This window comes from Dehalococcoidales bacterium, from assembly GCA_028717385.1.
In the GTDB taxonomy this organism is placed as follows: domain Bacteria; phylum Chloroflexota; class Dehalococcoidia; order Dehalococcoidales; family CSSed11-197; genus CSSed11-197.
On record JAQUNW010000009.1, the window covers coordinates 26,052 to 43,625 of the forward strand.

17 protein-coding genes are annotated in these 17,574 nt (G+C 45.5%); all 17 read right to left on the reverse strand.

What is annotated here, in order from left to right:
* Nucleotides 1-97: 97 nt before the first annotated feature.
* Nucleotides 98-970, reverse strand: a complete 873-nt coding sequence (gene lipA, locus PHX29_03540) for a lipoyl synthase (protein ID MDD5604969.1) — start codon at nt 968-970, stop codon at nt 98-100.
* 1 nt (nt 971) lies between these two features.
* Nucleotides 972-1,712: a twin-arginine translocation signal domain-containing protein gene (locus tag PHX29_03545; protein MDD5604970.1), complete on the reverse strand. Its 741-nt coding sequence runs from the start codon at nt 1,710-1,712 to the stop codon at nt 972-974.
* 299 nt (nt 1,713-2,011) lie between these two features.
* Nucleotides 2,012-2,659, reverse strand: coding sequence for a sulfite exporter TauE/SafE family protein (locus PHX29_03550; protein ID MDD5604971.1), 648 nt, complete (start codon nt 2,657-2,659; stop codon nt 2,012-2,014).
* Nucleotides 2,660-2,668: 9 nt separating this feature from the next.
* Nucleotides 2,669-3,823, reverse strand: a complete 1,155-nt coding sequence (locus tag PHX29_03555; GenBank protein MDD5604972.1) for a 4Fe-4S binding protein — start codon at nt 3,821-3,823, stop codon at nt 2,669-2,671.
* Nucleotides 3,824-3,858: 35 nt separating this feature from the next.
* Nucleotides 3,859-5,073 carry a 2-hydroxyacyl-CoA dehydratase family protein gene (locus PHX29_03560; protein ID MDD5604973.1) on the reverse strand — a complete coding sequence of 405 codons (1,215 nt, stop codon included), beginning with the start codon at nt 5,071-5,073 and terminating at the stop codon, nt 3,859-3,861.
* Entirely contained in the window at nt 5,073-6,254 is a 1,182-nt protein-coding gene (locus PHX29_03565; GenBank protein ID MDD5604974.1) for a 2-hydroxyacyl-CoA dehydratase family protein, read from the reverse strand. Before PHX29_03565 ends, PHX29_03560 begins: the two co-directional genes overlap by 1 nt.
* A gap of 17 nt (nt 6,255-6,271) precedes the next feature.
* Nucleotides 6,272-7,078: an acyl-CoA dehydratase activase gene (locus PHX29_03570; GenBank protein ID MDD5604975.1), complete on the reverse strand. Its 807-nt coding sequence runs from the start codon at nt 7,076-7,078 to the stop codon at nt 6,272-6,274.
* A gap of 31 nt (nt 7,079-7,109) precedes the next feature.
* Nucleotides 7,110-9,026, reverse strand: coding sequence for an aldehyde ferredoxin oxidoreductase N-terminal domain-containing protein (locus PHX29_03575; GenBank protein ID MDD5604976.1), 1,917 nt, complete (start codon nt 9,024-9,026; stop codon nt 7,110-7,112).
* A gap of 1 nt (nt 9,027) precedes the next feature.
* Nucleotides 9,028-9,594: a twin-arginine translocation signal domain-containing protein gene (locus PHX29_03580; GenBank protein ID MDD5604977.1), complete on the reverse strand. Its 567-nt coding sequence runs from the start codon at nt 9,592-9,594 to the stop codon at nt 9,028-9,030.
* Between the two features lie 142 nt (nt 9,595-9,736).
* Nucleotides 9,737-10,237: a hypothetical protein gene (locus PHX29_03585; protein ID MDD5604978.1), complete on the reverse strand. Its 501-nt coding sequence runs from the start codon at nt 10,235-10,237 to the stop codon at nt 9,737-9,739.
* A gap of 15 nt (nt 10,238-10,252) precedes the next feature.
* Nucleotides 10,253-10,849 carry a hypothetical protein gene (locus PHX29_03590; GenBank protein ID MDD5604979.1) on the reverse strand — a complete coding sequence of 199 codons (597 nt, stop codon included), beginning with the start codon at nt 10,847-10,849 and terminating at the stop codon, nt 10,253-10,255.
* A gap of 172 nt (nt 10,850-11,021) precedes the next feature.
* A complete protein-coding gene (locus PHX29_03595; GenBank protein ID MDD5604980.1) occupies nt 11,022-11,972 on the reverse strand; it encodes an FAD binding domain-containing protein in 951 nt (316 codons plus the stop codon).
* Nucleotides 11,973-11,985: 13 nt separating this feature from the next.
* A complete protein-coding gene (locus tag PHX29_03600) occupies nt 11,986-14,220 on the reverse strand; it encodes a molybdopterin-dependent oxidoreductase (GenBank protein MDD5604981.1) in 2,235 nt (744 codons plus the stop codon).
* A gap of 1 nt (nt 14,221) precedes the next feature.
* Nucleotides 14,222-14,953 carry a (2Fe-2S)-binding protein gene (locus PHX29_03605; GenBank protein ID MDD5604982.1) on the reverse strand — a complete coding sequence of 244 codons (732 nt, stop codon included), beginning with the start codon at nt 14,951-14,953 and terminating at the stop codon, nt 14,222-14,224.
* Nucleotides 14,954-15,052: 99 nt separating this feature from the next.
* Nucleotides 15,053-15,229, reverse strand: a complete 177-nt coding sequence (locus PHX29_03610) for a hypothetical protein (GenBank protein ID MDD5604983.1) — start codon at nt 15,227-15,229, stop codon at nt 15,053-15,055.
* Between the two features lie 900 nt (nt 15,230-16,129).
* On the reverse strand, nt 16,130-16,348 hold the full coding sequence (gene secG / locus PHX29_03615; protein ID MDD5604984.1) for a preprotein translocase subunit SecG: 219 nt from the start codon (nt 16,346-16,348) through the stop codon (nt 16,130-16,132).
* Nucleotides 16,349-16,351: 3 nt separating this feature from the next.
* The coding region (gatB, locus tag PHX29_03620) for an Asp-tRNA(Asn)/Glu-tRNA(Gln) amidotransferase subunit GatB (protein ID MDD5604985.1) at nt 16,352-17,574 on the reverse strand (1,223 nt) is incomplete at its 5' end.

The window sequence follows — 17,574 nt, forward strand, 5'->3', positions numbered from 1 at the left end:
CCTCCTATAATATAACAGTTGGCTATTCGGAGTATTTGGAAAGCAACGCGTATCCCGCTAATGTTACAATCTGGATTTGGAACTGTCAATCAGTCTGTTACTTTTCTGTTATAGTCTGGTAATATAATTTATCGGCTTTGAAAGAGCTCCGCCATAGTGGAGCCGATACTATCCCCCTGAATCCCATTTGTTTGCCAATTGGTTCATATTGGCTAAATTCCTCTGGAGTAACAAAACGATAAACAGGATATTGGCTGCGTGAAGGAGCCAGGTATTGTCCCATTGTAAACAGATCGCAGTCTACCCGCCTCAAATCCCCCATGATTTCAAGAATCTCTTGATGGGTTTCTCCCATACCCAGCATTATGCCGGATTTGGTAATAATACCAGGATTAAATTCCTTCGCCCTTCTTAATACCTCAAGTGAAGTCTGATAATCGGCCATTGGCCGTACATTTGGATATAAGCGAGGTACGGTCTCCAAATTATGAGCAAATACATCAGGCTTTGCGTTGATTACTGTTTTTATAGCTCCATTATTACCCTGAAAATCGGGAACAAGGATCTCAACCACCACGCCCGGATTATCTTCTTTTAGTATATTAATCGTCATGGCAAACTGATTTGCGCCACCGTCAGGCAGGTCGTCCCGAGTCACTGATGTTAGAAAGACGTAGCGTAACTTGAGTCGTTTTACAGCTTCTGCAATACGGTATGGTTCACTCGGATCAGAAGGAGAAGGCGTTCCCCTGGATACAGCACAAAAAGTACAGTCTCGGGAACAATTGTTCCCGAGGATTAAAAAAGCCATTCCCCGGGGTAAGCATTGGGCGATATTGGGGCAACGGCCGCTTTCGCATATGGTATGTAGATTTAATCGTCGCAGCAAGTAATTTACTGGTTCAATTTCACCGGCACGAGGAGCTCTTTGTGTTAACCATGGAGCAGAGCGAGAAGAGCATTTTTCCATATTATTCAATCAGGCCTCTGTCTCGTGCTTCTTCATCTGTAATTCTCTGGGAATAGGCATACTCCTCCGGTGTCAGTAATAAATCAAGCTCCTCCGGTTTGTTTAATTCTATCGCGAGAAGCCAACCTTTCACATAAGGGCTTTGGTTAATCACTTCGGCATAACCGTACGGGGGGACATTAAGCTCGTTATTTTTCCTGATTACCGTACCGCTGATTGGGCTGACCAGCTCAATATTCATTTTATAACCTTCAGCATAACCAAAGCTCTGATCGACCTGGATGCTATTCCCTACATCTTTGAGTGATATCGAGGATACTATATCCATCAACGCCTGCATTTTATCGGTAACGCCAATTACGACTATGTTGTTACCTGCTGGTTTTACCCAGATATGATCAATTGAATATAAACGGTCATCGGCTACCCGTGTATAACAACCCTGTATGTTTAATAAGTTGTAGTCCATTGTTGGGTTATAAACAAACTCGTCGCTGGGATTGGTTGGCAAAACCGATGGGTCTGGAACATTGGTAGGGCTGATCGGGATGCCTGGTGTTGTATTTGGAACAGACGTACTTGGGTTGGTTGTGGTTTCTGCGGAAGCACAAGAAATTGCCAACGTAGAAATTGTCAGACTCCCGGTAACCAGCCCGGCACTCTTGATAAAGTCACGCCTGGATATCGATTTCACTTCTTTGTCATTAGATGCGTGTTCGGAGTTATTTTTTCGGGAGCCCACAGTGCCCTCCTTGCGCAAAGTTGCCGTAAAATCTAATATGCGCATATAAGCTTATTATTACTCTTATACTTTATCACCGCCGCAAACCGTAATCAAGGGTTTTGGCATTTTAATCACATAAAAATAGCGCGATCAGCATTTTTCGGGCTGTTTTGGTATAAAAGAAATTCCAAAAAACCTCCAAAATAAATCCGAATTAAACACACTTGAGAGAATTTCAATTTCGTAAGTTAAAGACTCATTTTAAATTAATAATGTGCGTCAACTAGTTCTAATCCAAATATATGCTGCGTTATACCTTATAAGTGGATTACACCGCCAATTCCCTGTAAAAGGAAAAAAGCCCCCAAAATAACTAATACCAGACCGGACAAACGTCGCATCCTTTCAAGTCCAATACGACTGACAAGCAGGTTGATAAAACCCCTTCCTGCTACTCCAAACGCGATAACCAGAAGCGATGAAGCGATACCGAAACAAAGCATAAAAACCATTACTTCGAAAATAGACGATAAATTTACTGTGTACATTAAAGCAGCAAGCAGGGGTACGCATGGCCGCAAACCTACCAGCAAACCCATGATAAAATGTGGTTTACCGGATGAGATTCCTCTACAAGCTTTAGCTATCGGTCGTTGGCTGAAATTGAAAGCGCCAAGTGTGTTTAAACCATGCAGAACCAGAACCAGACTCAGAATAATAGTTACTATAGGAGTCATCAAAGGGCTGATATTCATAGAGCCCATTATCCAGGCAACGATGATCCCCAAGGCCATATAAGAAATTAGCCTACCGGCTGAAAAAAGCAGAACTGTCTTGAGCCCACCCAGAATCCGGGTACTGCTCTGTGAGGCCAGATAGGGAATCAGTATAGGAAAACATACCGCTGTGCAGGAAGTGCTAGCGCTGAACCCGATTGACATACCCGTTGCAATCAAAGTTAACATAAATTGTTTTTAACCTATCACCCTGGGGAATATATCCACCATTATAATAACAAACCAGATATAGAGAGAAAGGGCTGCAATGATTGTCAGTCCAATAAAAATCCCCCTGACTTTTTTTCGGGTATTCACAAAGCAGATTTCGATGGCATCCTCCGGGCATGCTTCCATGCAACGGCCGCACCTGGTGCAGTCGTCGCCGGGATTTTTGTCTTTTTCAATAGTTTCAGGCGTAATAGTATACATTCGGCATTCATCAACGCAATCATAGCACTTTATGCATTTATTCTTGTCAACCTTAATCCTGAATAGGCTGATGCGATTAACCAGGCCGAAACTGGCACCGATAGGGCAAATCAGGCACCACCAACGTCGTTTTGTCATGAATGGAAGGATAATAGCAAAAACAATAATAATTGCCACCATTACCCATAATACGAACAATGGCTCCAACCAGAATACCGGGCAGAATACGCATACCAGTGGAAATGACAAAAAAATGGATAAAAGAACTACAACAATCAACAAGCCATATTTGGTATCCTTCACCCACTCTTTTAAACCGGCATAACTGAATCCGCTTCTGGTGCTGACCTTACGTTTCAACGCATCAAGTTTCCAACGAACTCTTTTGCCGGTTACGAATATCTCGGTAAGACCGCCAAATGGGCAAAGCCAGCCGCAAACTCCACGACCAAAGAGAAGCCCGATGGTAACGTATGGAATTAAAGTGAGCAAAAATGCGTTCAGGGTGGTGGGGAATTTGATGTTCCAGGTTGAAGCATAATCAAGATACTGGGCTTTTCCCAGCCAGACTTGCGGAACGTCACGCGTACAAGGAAAACTCTGCGTACCGCTTGAAGTTTGACCTTGCAGGTAGTATTCTTTTTCGTGTATATCTGCCCAGCTCAAGAAAGCTCCCATTCCCATCTGGGCAATTACCACAACGATTGATGCTATTACCAACAGATTGAGTCCTATAAAGAACAGCCGTCGTCCTGTTTCCATTCTTGAAGAAGTCAGCAGATAGTATGTAAATAATCCACCAAGGATGCCTATGGCAAACCCTAACCAGGGGAATGGGTCAAAATACCACCATAAGCCGAAGCCCCCCACAATGATAGCACCTATCAAGGCTTTCTTTTTTGACTTTATGGCTGGTTTCATTATTGCCTCCAGTAAAGTTCTGTTTGAGTTGGATTTTAATACCTGTTCATTTCAATAAATGCCCGAATCAGGTATTCGGTTTTTTCGTTATCTTGCAGCGGCAAAGAGGTCTCAATGGAAAGAACCGGGATTTCCATCTCTTGTTTGATAATATCACGCACAATTCTTTCACTACCGGGCAGGTTTCTTGACCCAATTGTGCTGTTGATGATGACTGCATCTGCTTTTTGGCGCTGAATGAACGGTATAGTTGCTCTAATTCGTTCCATAGTAGGCATATTTGTTGGCATGTTCCATATCCAGTGGGCCAGGTTATCGAGTATGGATCCATCCTGAGGAATCAGCTTGTAATAGAGTGCCAGCCTGAAATCAGCGCCGACAACCTGTCCGCCGCAATCTTCAATCATTTTAAAAAGTTGAAACTGTTGAGTTTCATCCCCCATCATAAATATGCGGAGGGGTTCATCAGGAGTATTTGAGGTAGCCTTTTCCACTCTCTGTCTTAGCTCACAGATAATTTGATCATAGATGCGATGTGTTTCTCTGGGGTTTGGAAAATAATCCGTAGATGCCAGATGCAGCATATAGTATTCAAGTGCGCTTAATGGTCTCCCTGGGGAGCAAGCCAACTCGTCAATCTCTTGCAACTGCTGGCGTATTCTATTTCCATTAATAACAGCATCAGAAAGAGATTGACTTGTGACTTTAACACCGGTGGTATATTGTAACCACTGAAATAATTGTTCAAGCTCAGCTTTGAGAAATTTTATCGCCCATTTTTCCGAATCTGAATCCCAGCGGGGAATTTCCCAGAAATACACCGGGGTGCCAAGCTTTTCAGATAATGCCTGCCAGGTTTTTTTAGTCTGGTCGTCCCAGTTGCCGCAAGAGATTGCAGCGCCCGATAATGTGGTTTTGGTTGCGCCAGAAGCCATGCTCCCTGCCATGATAAGGTTCCATGGGTTGTATTCTGGGCTCAGCCCGGTATCAACACCATTGTTGACCAAATCGAAGTTTTCATTCATTACCGAATGGATGATTGTCTCCCGGGTATAGGGATCATAAGCCAACCCTCCAGCAGCGTAAATCAATTCGGGTGGTGACAAAGGCGTTTTGGCAATTATTTTATTTTCCGAATCCGGGAATTTTAATGATCCACCATTGAAAAGGTGCAAAAATTCAGAAAAACTGTCAAAATTCTTGTCGAATATAAGACGGCTGTACCCTGGGGAGCTATGTATTTCAGACATTACCTGCCCTCCATCATTTCAATAAAAGCTTCTACCTTGGTCTTTATTGTTCCAATGTCAGCCGGAGAGTATTCAGCTTCGATCAATAAAGTTGGAGTTGCCAGTTTTTGCTGGGCAACATCTCGGATAGCTTTGAATTCTGCCCGCCAGGTGTCGCAGTATTTCAAGCTGTAATAGATAATTCCAGCTACGTTGTAATCTCGTATTATCTTTACAATCCGGCCAAGCCGTTTTGGCAGGTCTGTCATGAAAGGGCAGGGTATATTATACAAATACCTTTCAGCCAGAGCGTCCATAGGATTACCTGCCAAACCAAACATGGTCACCCGTTTCCGGGCAAACATCGAGCCGGTACATATGGAGTCAGCTACTATGTTGCCGCCAGCCTGTTCGATAATATCCAGTACTTTATTATCTCCCTGGGCTATAATACTTCCGCATATCATCAGGCGCGGCCGGGTGTCTTTTATCGATTTATTTGGGCGGATTTTAGCAAGTTGTTTGTTAAATTTTATCAGTTCATTAAGATATAATAGCCTGTCCATGGTAAATCCAGCCTGGGCTATTCGGAAAACGTTTCTCCACTCGATCGGAGTGCGTTTATCAACCGGGTATTCGAATAAACGCCATAGCTGTTCTCTTATTTGGTTATTTATCCTGATAGCCTGTTTAATTTTGCTGGAAGTGATATTCTGGCCGGACAAAGCCTCCAGCCGGCTGGCAAGCAGGTTGAGCTCGTTTTTGAAATAATCCAGAGCGTGCGTTTTGGAGCGCAGCCGGTCATGAGATTGGGTTATTCCCAATGGGAATGAGGGAACGCCAAGGTACTCCGCCCAATACTCCTGGTTTTTTCGCATGCTGTCACAGGTATAAGCAACACAAATTGCATCAACATTAGAGTATATCGGATTTCCCTGTTTTTGAAAGCCAAGGCAAGATCGAGCATAAGGGCAGCTGTCGGCTTTTAAATAATCTTCACCGGCTGTCACTGCTTCAATATCACCCCCCTGAGCGAGGCGTACGGGGATCATGCCCGCAGCCAGAATCAGCTCTTCTGGTACATGAGGACAAAAATAGCCGACGACTTTTTTCCCCTCTGCTTTGGCTTGAATGATCCTGACGGAATCCGTTTCTATCCTTTCTTCTAGCGGAGCCAGCAGAATACTATCGTATGTGTTCACAGTGTTGTCTCCTAGCTTTATTTTGTTGTACCAGCCTTAAGCAAATCCTCGGCAATCAAAGCCGCCCCCAAGGCGCCAATGAGTTGGGGATCAATATCTGTTGGTACTATGATTTCAGTACCCAACTCTTGCTCCAGTGCATATTTGACTCCGCTGTTTTTAGCGACACCGCCAGTCATCATTACAACGGGTTTTACTCCTAATCGATTAGCCATCGTGCCGACTCGTCCGGCTATAGAGCTATGCAAGCCGGCAATGATGTTCTCCTTGCTTTCTCCGGCAGCTAAAAGAGAGATAATCTCCGTTTGGGCAAATACGGTACACATGCTTGAAATTTTGCATATTTCAGTTGAAGCCGCAGATAAATTTCCAAGATCTTCAAGAGGTACGTGCAATACTAACTGGGCAGCTGATTCTAAAAACCGACCAGTGCCGGAAGCGCACTTGTCATTTATTACGAAATCGACCACTTTACCACTCGAATCTACCGATATCACCTTGGAATCCTGACCGCCGATATCAATGACAGTCTTGATATCCGGTGACACAAAGTGGGCGCCGCGTCCGTGACAGGTTATTTCAGTCACTGTCTTATCCGCAAAAGATGCACTTACTCTTCCATACCCTGTTACCACAGTGAACCCAAGCAAGGATTTATCATAACCGGAATCGATTATGGCGGACTCCATGATCTCCCGGCCTGCATGTGCCGGATTTGAACCGGTTGGTTCGATTCTGCCCAGCAGAAATTCGCCATTTTTCAGGATTACTGCTTTCGCTGTTGTGCTACCAATATCGACCCCGGCTACGATGTATTCTGTCATTGACAACCTCCTTATTTTGTTATCAGTTATCCTAATTCGGTAATAATCCCAATCTTGCCATTTCATCAGCAACATGCCCAAGGCCCAGCTGTTCGTACTTGGTTCTGGTTGGCCAACCGGTGATGGTATCCCAGCCGCGTTGCTTGTAATAATTATCTACCATTAAAGAAAAACCGCCTTCATCTATTATTGATCCCGTTGTTCCATCAGGGCGTTTGAAAAAAGGCAAAATCTCGTTAACTTCTTGCTCTCTGCTTCGGTCGTGATTTCGGATAAGCACTGCCCTTTGCAGATTTTTTAACCTCTCTCCGATGAAGTCCAGCTCTTCTTCAGAAGTATCCCGACCGGTAACTGCAGATAAAAACTTTGATTCAGCGCTGGAGAAATGAACAATAGGAAACGCCCAATCGCACAACGTAAGGGAGCATTTTATTTCTGAGCGATGCTCGTCCCAAATAGCCATCTTAGGCCCGATATCGCTTTTATAGGGATCTTTTTTAAATTTCTCCAGGTCATCAGCCTTTGAACGATGGTGTGTATCATTGTTGGAATCCCTGGTTTGAGTCATCCAGGTTAAGGCTCTGAGTAGCCAGTCGGGATAAGGTAGAGATGCATTTATGCCTCTACCGCTATAATGCGCGGCATACCCCCAAGCTTGCTGAAGGCTCACTGGTGTAGGCCGGTCAACTCCTTTATAGCGTCGAATACCTGTATATATGGTTTCGCCAAATTTTTCTTTTCCCAGGGTGCTTATTGCCCGGCTTGTTCCTTCAGCCAGTAAGTCACCGAAATCTTGCCTATATGCAATCTGGTTGAGTAGTTTTACCCACCATTCGGGCTTTTCTGGTTCTATGATTAAACCGGTTTCGCTTGCTGAAAAGAGACCTTCGTGTGCACACATTACCAGCCACGGAACCATTCCACCCAAGATTTCATACTGGTTCAAGCCCAAGTCATTGGTTAGCTCGATAACTTCAAGCCCTCTTTCAATGTTGTGTGACCACAATGGCCACTCGACTCCAGGTTCCTCTCCGTGATCATCGCTTTGCTGCCAGCCGGCAGCCAGTTTACCGATACAAGCAAAATCAGAACAATGGAATCCACCACGGGTTGATCTGGGAACATTTAACAATGCTGGCATGCAGTATCTATCGCAAGATTGAGAGCAAGAAAGTTTGAACCTCGGCCAGGGTATATTCTTGAGAGTTTGTCCAAAATATTCCAGATCCTCATACTGTGTCAGAGGATTTTTTGCTGGTATGCGGGCAATGTCACTGCGCCTTTGTAATAATTCAACAGGTCGAGCTATGCGAATTGAGCCCGATCCCTTTACGCTTATTGCTTTAAGATTCTTGGAACCAGCGACTCCTCCAAATCCGCCCTGGCCAGCTGCATTGCCGCTGTCGGTAAGCATAATTGCAATTCTGGATTTTTTCTCACCTGCTGGCCCGATTACCAGATTGCACGAATCCTTTCCATGTATTCTTTTTAATTCGTGCTGGGTTGCGTAGATACCCAAACCCCACAAATACCGTGCATCCCTGATTTCAGCGTTACCATCAGTGATACATACGTAACAAGGTGAAGGAGCAGCTCCTCGAATAATAACTGCATCGAATCCACTGTATTTAAGTTTGGGGCCGAACCAGCCACCGATACCAGAATGTGAATACATCTCCGGTATGCTCTGCGGAGATACACCACCGACCTCCATTCTGCCCGAAGTGGGAGCTGGTGTACCCGTGAGCGGGCCAGTTGAAAGCATAAGGCAATTATCTGGGCTAAAAGCGCTTGTTCCTTTGGGAATATGCTCCCAAGCCAGACAATGCATTAGCCCTTTTCCGCCGATATATTCAAAAGCGTATTTCTCAGTAGCGATCTTTGAAATACGCCCGCTTCCCAAATCTATATCCAAAATATTTCCTGCCCAGCCATAAAGCTCGCTCAAATTATCTTCCCTCCATTTTCAGACATTGGGCAGGGCAAAACTCAATGCAGGCAGGTCCGGCTGGCCTGTTCCTGCACATATCGCACATTCGCACAATCTGTTGTTCAGGATCGAAACTGATTCTAGGTGGTTCCAGCGTACAGGCTTTAACGCATTCTTTGCAGCCTTGGGTACATTCATTGGAATTGATATAACGTATTCCTGATCCCCCTTCAATACACAACGCTTTATCTCTTTGAGGGCAGGCAAAATAACAGGAGGGATAATCGCATTGCAAACAGGTAAGTACTTGATAGGTCAGGCTATCTTCGTTTTTATTCAGCCATATGCGGCGTAGATTAGGGCCAACTGCACCATCATGAAAAACAGAGCAAACTAACTCGCAGGTCTCACAACCTGTGCAAACCGATTCGTTCGTTGCCGTTTGAGTCAATCGGTTATTAGGTTTAAGAACATTCGTAGAAACGGGGTTCCTTGAATACAGAGCTGCGGCACCACTTCCAGCTAATAAACCACCTGCAGCCAGACTGGCGTCTTTAATAAATTCCCTTCGGGTTATTTTACTCAAAACTATAGTATTCCTGAATATTATAAATGTTTTACGACAAACGTATCAGTTTTACATCAATAAAACAATTGCAGACCAATTTCGTCTGTTATTACAAGACCGCACTCCTCTTCGTGTCAAGTGATATTGTGGGAAACAATTGCTAGTGTGCTGTAGTGTTTTTTCTTCGAAGTAGAAGAAAAACAATGGTACCGATAATAGCTACAGATGCCACTACGATTAAAATTACAGGCAAAGAACTTGAAGGTTGACTCGGATTTGCTCCTTCGAGTACAACAAAACTGCCTTCCAGCCCATTGACATCGACTGAATACTCCCCGGGAGTATCCTTGGAGATTTTGAATTCGATGCTACCGGTGCCTCTTGGATTTATTCGTGCTGACTTTTCTTCTTCTTCAATGCCGTTTACTTTGAGAACGGCTTCATATGTTCCATCAACACTCGCAGTATTCTTAATTTGAACAATAACAGTAGTTGTTTCCCCGGCATAGATTTCTTCGGGTGACACTTCAAGGCTTACCATGAAATCTGCCTGGGCTTCTGTGGTTCCTGCTTCAATCTGTATAGTAGCTGCCATAAACATCATCACAAGCAACAAGGCGATAAAAAATACCCGTTTTAATACCCTTTCATTAATAGCCATTATTTTCCCCCTATTCTATCCTTCATCATCCACAGGCCACGGCGGAGGAGCCCAGGGTTTGGGATTGTATTGCAAGGCCTGAAAATCGTCTTTAAGTGCATTGACAATTGGCCATGTATTCAAAGAAATAGCCCCAGTTCCGTCACAAGTTTCGCAAGGGACTTCTCCTTTTAATAATTTTGGTTGTACTTCTGTTCGGTGTGGTTCATCATGTCCAGCCTGGAAGGAAATCCTGTAGGTGATCGTCCAGGATTCATTGCCGGGGATTTCTATGACTGTATATTGCCGGTCTATAAGCTGGCCATCCTTAAAATCTATCAGGTGCATTAACAGCCAGCCCGTTGCATCATTTGGCCCGCTGTTTTCTACGGACAAGTCGATCAGAAAATTGTAGATAAGGAACAAACCGCAGGCATCTCTGGTTACAGGTAGCTCAGTGGTTTCTATTCCTGTAATTCTGACATGCTCCATTTCGGGGTAGGAATATACAAAACTTTCTCCTTCGCATACTGGACAGCCGGTTTTAATCAGCGCGGTTATTCCTATCAAGGGGACAAGAGTAAAAAAGGCAATATATTTCTTTTGAATTCTGATATTTGTCAGTAATTTCATCACAATGTCCCACACGAACGAATACTCTTCAAGTTGCTATCCATCACTTCTATGCTACAACCAAAGAATTACAAAATCAATAACCATCCTTGCATGACTCCAGCTTTATTAAGGTGGGGGAGGGTTAGCCTCCCCCACCTTAATAAAAATTAACGAATTTGTATCAGACTATTTATGCTAAAGAAACTATTGCCCGCTTGACCAGAGTTTTGGTCAGTTGGATAAGCCATTTGTTATAAGGGAGAGGCACTGCCCCCTTCACAGCTTCTGTAGCTACTGCTTCAGCATTGGTTTCGTTGATTGCTTTACCCTTAAGTGCATTCTCTGCCCCAGTAACACGCCATGGCCGGGTAACACAGCCGCCAAGTACGATTTTACAATCGTTGACATTAGAGCCTGACATGGTAGCCACGATAGCAACGCAGGACACTGGGAAGTCGAAAGACTTTCTTAAAGCGTACCTTGAATAAATCTGCTTGGTCCCGGAAGCTGGTGCGGGTACCTGGATTTCGGTAACCAATTCATCGGCACCCAAATTATTGCCCAGGGCAGTATAAAAGTCGGCAATCGGGATACTTTTTTTGTTGGTTACAATAGTTGCCCCAAGAGCAGTCAGCGGAATAGCGGTGTCGGAAGGGAAGGGAGAAAAGCATCCTTGACCGCCAAGAATAGCATGATAAGTATTATTCCCTGGAACCGCCTGGCAAATCACCCCGCCTTTTCTGAGACAGTGGAAGTAGTTGTTGGCAGCCCGATAATACCAGCACCTGGATTCTTGGCACAGATTACCGGCAATGGTGCCCATGTTCCTTATCTGAGGAGTGGCAACCCTTCCGGCAGCTTCGGCCAAACAGCTCCATTTGCCCTTGACTACGGAAGACTCATTAATATCGGTTAGCCTGGTAAGAGCACCAATTTTCAATACGCCGCTTTCTTCCTTGATGTAATCGAGGTTGGGTATGTTTTTCAGGTTGACAACCGTTTCCGGCTGTGTTGGATTGATGTAGTCTATTAACGTAGTGAGTAAATCGGTTCCTCCAGCCATAAGAGTGGCTTTACCTGCACCTTTGAGGCTGGCTGCTTCAGCAACTGTCGCTGCATTTACGTGTTTAAAAATATTCATCTTATTTACCTCCTTAAGCCTTTCCAAGCGCTTTGAGAATTTTCCACGGAGTAAACGGAGGTTCTTTAATCCATACGCCGATGGCATTGTAGATGGCGCAGGCTATAACGCTATATTGGGAAGCGACAGGTTCTCCAGCGCCGGTTGCCCCGTAAGGGCCAAGACCGCTAACACCTTCTCGAAGGACTTCCTGCAGAGCGTCATAAGGAATATCCAGGCTGGCTGGCCAGCGGTGATTAAGGAAGTTTGGATTCAAGCTGATGCCAGTTTCCCGATCGTAAATATGTTCAGCGAAGAAAGCTTGCCAGAACATATGATAGAGACCTGCCCATGCCTGGGCATGAGCACCATCGTAATAAATTACTCGTCCTATATCGGTAACTGCAGTCCATTTCAGTACTTCAACTTCGCCGCTTTCAGTATCAACGGCCACTTCGGCACCAGCGGCACAAGGGACCCTTTGGTTGGCAGGTGTTCCCGCTTTCCACGGGCCAACATCGAATTGAAGCACTGGATTCCAACCGGCTGAAGCTCGCCCGATAATTCTCTGATTTCGTGCGCAAACTTCTTTGTGAGTGATAGATTTGGAAGGATTGGATTTAAGGAATATCTTGCTATCCCGGGCATCCAGGTCTTCGGGGTTTACTTGCGGATCAAACATCTTAGCGGCTGCTTTAAACAGCTGCTCCCGTGCATCCCGTGCGGCTATGGTAAAAGCTGCACCGGCCTGGTTGGTGTTGGTACTACCAGCCTGCATGCCACCATCGGCAGTGACAGCTGTTGCGCCCCAATCGCCAGTCTTTACATCGTCATACTTGAGGCCCAACGTTTCAGCTACAAAGTGGCAGTGGGCTGTATTGGTACCACAGGAAGATCGGGCGATGCCGGCATTTATAAAACAGGTGCCGTCTGGTCTGAGTGTAATGATAGCACCTCGACCGGAGCCATATCCGCCGTGACCATCAAGATGCCCGGTCACTGCCATGCCATGCTTACGGCCGTCATCAAGGGTTCTGGCGCCCGGGGCATGTTTATTAGATGCGTAGCCGATGGCTGCCGCTGAATCCAACAGGCATTCTCTTAATGTGTTGAAGGAAAATGCTACGCCACTGTCCTGATCTGGCTCCTCAATAGTCAGAATATTTTTCAACCTGAAGTCTAACGGATCCATACCCAGCTTTTCGGCCATGGCGTCCAGAGCGGTGTTCATCAGGAATGCTCCTGGTGGGTGCTGAACGCAGCGGTAATAGCCTGACGGGGGAGCATTGGTGATAACTCCGGTAACTTTAAAGTTGGCATTTGGGCACCGAAAACCAATTTGCAGACAATCTGGCAGAGCGTTATAAGGAGGGCTGGGATTGGTGCCGCCATCTCCCCAGAACTGGGCGTCGATAGCAGTTAGCGTACCATCACTTTTAGCTCCCAGTTTTATTTTGGACTTGCAGGCAAAATGAGTTACGCCACGGAAAAAGTTATCTCGTTTGTCCGTATGCAGGCTGACTATTTTGCCGGTCTTCTTGGCCAATGCGGCTGCAACGGCTTGTACTGCAGCCCGGCCACCGCCGAAACCGCCGCCGGCAGCATGGGTAAACACACGAACTTTATTGTGCGGCAGAGAGAAAAAGCCTGCAAAACCGCTATGTTCACCGTGAGGATTTTGGGTATCTACCCAAGCATGCAGAATATCGTCCTGCCACCAGGCAGTGGTATTGCCGCCACCCATGGGGGCATTTTGCCAACGATTGGTCCACCCTGATTCATCTTCAATAGTGACATCGGCTTGCGCAAAGCCGGCTTCAACATCACCGCGAACGATATCGGTTCTGAGGGTGGTATTACCGTCCGGGAACAATCCTACCAAGGGAGCACCGGGTTCCATTGCCTCATCCGGATCAACAACATGGGCTCTGGTCTCGTATGTGACTTTGATCAATGTCAGTGCGTGAGCAGCAGTGTTTTCGTCCTTGGCTGCAACAGCAGCTACTGCATCACCAACATGGAATTTGACCTCGGACCAGCCGGGAACATCTTCGTGGGTTACTACAGCTTCGACGCCATCAAGTTCCAATGCTTTGCTGGCATCAATGCTGACTACTTTAGCATGGGCGTGGGGGCAGCCTAAAATTTTAGCATGCAGTTTCTGCCCCATGAAAAGGTCGTTTGGAAACTCGATAGTACCAGTAACGCATTCTACGGCTTGCTGATCGATATTTCCTGGCTTACCTATTACAGTTAATTCATCAGCCATTTTAAGAACCTCCCTCATAGATCGACTGGATATTGCGGTTCATGTTTCCACATGCGCAAATATGGCCGGATACAGCCTCGGCTACTTCTTCAAGGAGCGGATTCGGATTTTTTTCAAGTAGTGCAACGCCGGTCATCAGGAAACCAGGGGTGCACATGCCGCACTGGAAACCGCGGTTCTTTATGAATGAACGCTGAAGGGCGCTAAGTTCACCGTTGACTTTCAACCCTTCAACTGTCCTGATTACGGCACCGTCAGCTTCAATAGCTAACACCAGACATGAATATACCGTTCGGCCATTCATTATTACTGTACAAGCACCGCATTCACCTCTCCAGCAGGGCACTTTGGTTCCCGGCAGCAGGCATTTCTCTCTAAGGGTGTAAGCCAATGTCCACTGGGGCTCGACTTTTAGTATGTAGTTGGTGCCATTCACATTCAGGGTTATTAAACCTTCGAGCCCTCCGCCTCCTTCCCCGTGCTGGGATTCCAGATGGGTTTTTAACGCCGCAAGAGTATCAAACTCCTGGGAATCGTAGGGGCATGCATACTTGGTTACCGTTCCACCTGCAACGGTGGTGGTTATCGTTTTGGTGACCGTTTCACCATTGCCACAGCCGGAGAGCAATATGGTTGAACCGACTGCAGTGCCGCCGACAACAATACCGGCGTTTTTTATAAATTGCCGGCGTGAGATTTGCCCGTCTTGGATTACCTTTTCTTCTTCAGGCATTTAGTTGGTTCCCTCCTTAATTTAATAGAAACTTCCTTGGTCGATGAACGAAGATTTGTTTTTTGCCAGGCGCTACCTCCTTTACTGGACTGAGTGCCGTTAATGTGAATAGCCCTTACTTTTTTCCCAATATTCCACCATTTGTTGAATAAAACCATCGTAACATTGGCCTGGAGCGCGGCAACGGTCTATCATCTCCTTGGTAGAAATTCTGAGGCCAATAGTGCTTCGCTTGTATTTGTGCGGTCTTGCTCTTTCAGGAAATTTTGTTTCCATTGCTTTCTCCTTGGCTTTATTTATTTTTTTAACGCACTTTTTGCGCTGCCAGGTTTTATCTTATTCAATGATTCAACTCAGGTTTCTGTTTATGTTGAGAAGAGGTGAAATGTCATTAAACCAGCAGCTTAAAGCCTGAACAGGCCTAATAGCTTGGTTTTCCGCGGTAATAATGGCTAACAATGGTGGCTGCACTACAAATAACCTTTTATGCAAACTTATTAGCCTTTTAAGCCAAGCTATAACTTTGCTTCATAGCCGTATGCAAATATATCACGTGGTACATTACTAAATTGTTACAATCTGGTTGTTAGATATTACTATTTAGTAATAAACGAGCTATCTTGAGAATTTATTAATCGAGGAAAAGCATCAGGATGAATGTAGGTGGAATTTTATTAACACGATCAAAAGAGGCTGTATTGCGCTCACTGAATAGTACTAGCAATTACAGATAACTAGTATAAATATCCGGGGGGGTGACATTTTTACTAAACACTTGAAGTGGCATGACCTGGACCCTTACAAAGTATTGACTTTTTTCTTCCAGATATTATAATGGATTTTAGGAGGGGTTTGGATCAACCCTCCAATACCGGAAAGGAGGTTGTGCGATGGAGATCATTGCTGTGTTGTGCCGCAGAAAATTTCCTTGTAGTTGCTCCTTGCTGGTGAGAGGCGGGGTCGGTTAGCATCACCGGTGAGGAGCGGAAGAAGGCTCTCGAGCCTCTCGCTTAAATTGCGCTCCAGCTTATAAAGGGGGCCTCTGGCGGTTGCCAGTATGGAGGGGTAGGGAGCGAAGAGGTAAGTTGCATATCAATAAGTAGCAACGGGCTCCGTGGATATCCACGGAGCCCGTTTATTAATTAGAGCATTTGCTATAACTTGAGGTATCCTGATCTATGTAATGGCAAGGATCAGAAGGGCAATAGCGATAAAAAGCACGGTAAGCACTATTGTAAGATTAAAAAGGGTTTTTTCGATGCCACGGCGGGTTCGATAAACGGTATCTGCTTGCCCGAATATCCCTCCCAGACCACCTCCGCGCACTTGCAGGAGAAGAACCGCAATTAGCGCTACCGAGATGATTATCTGGGCTACCAATAAATAAGTTTGCATATGTTAACTTTCCTCCAGTTTGCGTTTAATAATATCCGCGGCAATTTCTGGATTAGCTCTTCCTCTTGTAACTCTCATCATTTGGCCGATCAAGAACTTCAAGGCTTGTTCTTTGCCGGCTTGATAATCTGCTACTGCGGATGCATTAGCTTTTATGATTTGAGCTGCAAATTCATCCAGTTCCTGAGAGCCGCTGATCTGGGTTAATCCTTTTTCTGCAACCAAAACGCCTGCGCTTTTGCCGGTAGTGTACATTTCTTCAAGCACTGTTTTGGCGGTTGCCATGCTTATTGCGCCGCTGCCTTCCAACTTCAGCAGCTCAGTTAATTCTTCTGCTGGTAACTTTGTACTAAAGATGTCAAAATCAATAGCTTGAGCATTTACGATACCTGAAACAGGTCCGGCTATCCAGTTGGCAACTTCTTTTGCAGAGCGTGCGGAACGTTTTAATACTATTTCGAAATAGTCTGCCGTTTCTTTACTTGCAGTAAGTATTCCGGCATCGTAATCTGATAATCCAAATTCATTAATAAACCGCTCGCATCGTTGATCGGGGAGTTCTGGCATGCGCTGCCGGATTTCTTCCACCCATTCCCGGTTGACTTCCAGTGGAGGCAAATCCGGTTCTGGAAAATACCGGTAATCATGTGCATATTCTTTGCTGCGCTGGCTAACGGTTTGGCCGGTCTCTTCCACCCAGCCGCGTGTTTCCTGAGATATTCTTTCACCATTTAAAAAAGCCTTTTCTTGGCGTTCACGCTCATATTCGAGTGCACGGTACACGGCTTTAAGGCTGTTCATATTCTTGACTTCGACTTTAGACAGTAACTCTGTTGAACCTTTAGGCCGAATTGAAATATTCGCATCGCAACGGAAACTGCCTTCTTCCATGTTGGCAAGAGAAACTCCCAAATAGCGTAAAATGCTTCTGAGTTTAATAAGGTAATTGCGGGCTTCAGCAGGGGAGCGCATGTCAGGCTCACTCACTATTTCCATAAGCGGAACCCCACTTCGATTGGCATCGACCAAGGAGTATCCGTTGCTACCGGTTCCGCGGTGGAGAAGCTTGCAAACGTCTTCTTCAAGATGGACACGGGTAATGCCGAGCCGGCGTGTCTTCCCATCGGTTTCAACTTCCATCCAGCCACCAAGGCCAAAAGGTTCATCGTACTGGCTGATCTGGTAACCTTTTACAAGGTCTGGATAAGAATAATTCTTGCGATCAA

Excerpts from the sequence above, each read along its gene's own strand:
- PHX29_03600 (MDD5604981.1), bottom strand. The coding sequence starts at position 14,220 with ATGGCTGATGAATTAACTGTAATAGGTAAGCCAGGAAATATCGATCAG.
- PHX29_03550 (MDD5604971.1), bottom strand. The coding sequence starts at position 2,659 with ATGTTAACTTTGATTGCAACGGGTATGTCAATCGGGTTCAGCGCTAGC.
- secG (MDD5604984.1), bottom strand. The coding sequence starts at position 16,348 with ATGCAAACTTATTTATTGGTAGCCCAGATAATCATCTCGGTAGCGCTA.
- PHX29_03595 (MDD5604980.1), bottom strand. The coding sequence starts at position 11,972 with ATGAATATTTTTAAACACGTAAATGCAGCGACAGTTGCTGAAGCAGCC.
- PHX29_03605 (MDD5604982.1), bottom strand. The coding sequence starts at position 14,953 with ATGCCTGAAGAAGAAAAGGTAATCCAAGACGGGCAAATCTCACGCCGG.
- PHX29_03570 (MDD5604975.1), bottom strand. The coding sequence starts at position 7,078 with ATGACAGAATACATCGTAGCCGGGGTCGATATTGGTAGCACAACAGCG.
- PHX29_03560 (MDD5604973.1), bottom strand. The coding sequence starts at position 5,073 with ATGTCTGAAATACATAGCTCCCCAGGGTACAGCCGTCTTATATTCGAC.
- PHX29_03590 (MDD5604979.1), bottom strand. The coding sequence starts at position 10,849 with ATGAAATTACTGACAAATATCAGAATTCAAAAGAAATATATTGCCTTT.
- PHX29_03585 (MDD5604978.1), bottom strand. The coding sequence starts at position 10,237 with ATGGCTATTAATGAAAGGGTATTAAAACGGGTATTTTTTATCGCCTTG.
- lipA (MDD5604969.1), bottom strand. The coding sequence starts at position 970 with ATGGAAAAATGCTCTTCTCGCTCTGCTCCATGGTTAACACAAAGAGCT.
- PHX29_03610 (MDD5604983.1), bottom strand. The coding sequence starts at position 15,229 with ATGGAAACAAAATTTCCTGAAAGAGCAAGACCGCACAAATACAAGCGA.
- PHX29_03555 (MDD5604972.1), bottom strand. The coding sequence starts at position 3,823 with ATGAAACCAGCCATAAAGTCAAAAAAGAAAGCCTTGATAGGTGCTATC.